This window comes from Alcanivorax sp. HI0044, from assembly GCF_001634945.1.
In genome coordinates, this window is the sequence record NZ_LWEZ01001611.1 from 1 (window position 1) to 1,329 (window position 1,329).

The 1,329-nt window shown below is 57.5% G+C and carries 2 protein-coding genes; both read right to left on the reverse strand.

Features of this window, described 5'->3' with window-relative positions:
• Nucleotides 1-795, reverse strand: a 795-nt coding sequence (gene hisS / locus A3730_RS24340) for a histidine--tRNA ligase (protein ID WP_063539159.1), incomplete at its 3' end; no start/stop codon positions are given.
• 120 nt (nt 796-915) lie between these two features.
• Nucleotides 916-1,329, reverse strand: a 414-nt coding sequence (locus A3730_RS24345) for a flavodoxin-dependent (E)-4-hydroxy-3-methylbut-2-enyl-diphosphate synthase (RefSeq protein WP_197477612.1), incomplete at its 5' end; no start/stop codon positions are given.

The window sequence follows — 1,329 nt, forward strand, 5'->3', positions numbered from 1 at the left end:
GGCATCGGTGACCCACTCGAAAACGGTCTTGCCGTAATAATCCAGCCCGCGCACCAGATACGGGTTCACTTTATAAGCAATGCCACTGGCATCGAGCAAGGCTTTCAGCCCTTCAAAATGGGCGACAGCCTCGTCATTCAGGTAATCGGCCAGCTGCGGCGCATCCTTGAGTACCTCGCGGGTGCCAGGGTCCTTGCTGTCGAGCACGCGCAGCGGGCTGCGCTCCAGACGCTTCTGGGAGTCCCCATCCAGGGCATCAAAGTGTGTTTTCAGATAATCCACCAGCGCATCGCGATAGCGCGACCGGTCCGCACTGTCACCCAGGGAGTTCAGCTCCAGCGTGACCTTGTCGGCCAGGCCCAGGGCTTTCCACAGACGTGCAGTAAGCAGGATGACTTCAGCATCGATATCCGGGCCGGTCATGCCGAAGGTTTCCACTCCAATCTGGTGGAACTGGCGATAACGACCGGCCTGGGGACGCTCGTGGCGGAACATGGGGCCGGTGTACCACAACCGCTGGGTCTGGTTGTACAACAGGCCATGCTGCTCACAAGCACGCACACAGCTGGCCGTGCCTTCCGGACGCAGGGTCAGGCTGTCGCCGTTACGATCGTCAAAGGTGTACATTTCCTTTTCGACGATATCGGTCACTTCACCGATGCTGCGCTTGAACAGGTCGGTCTGCTCCACGATGGGCATGCGAATTTCCTGATAGCCGTAACTGGCCAGCACATCGCGCACTTTACCTTCCAACCACTGCCACAGCCCGGTCTGCTCCGGCAGGATGTCGTTCATCCCGCGGATGGAGGTGACCTTTTTATTGTCTGCCTTGCTCACAGAATTTCCTTAAAAACGCAGAACGCTGGACGCCTAACGCCGGACGCTAATCCACGCCCGACCAAGATCCCACGCCGTCTATTCACTACGGGCAATAATGCCCCTCTCTTCGTCTTCTCGCTGTTTCTTGACCTTGGCGCGCACCATTCGCTCAAGCTCGTCGACCAGATCGTCAGCGGTAATGTGATGGCTTTTTTCACCGTCGCGGTAGGCCAGATTATTGGGCGTGCCACCGGTGAGCCCCACATCCACCTCACGGGCTTCGCCCGGGCCATTTACCAGGCAACCAATCACCGCCAGATCAACGGATTCGTTGATGTCTTCCAGTCGCGCTTCCAGCTCGTTCACGGTCTTGATCACATCAAAGTTTTGTCGTGAACAGCTGGGGCAGGCAATAATGTTTACGCCTTTCTTGCGCAGGTTCAGGCTTTTCAGAATATCAAAACCGACCCGCACTTCTTCCACCGGGTCGGCGGCCAGGGAAATGCGGAT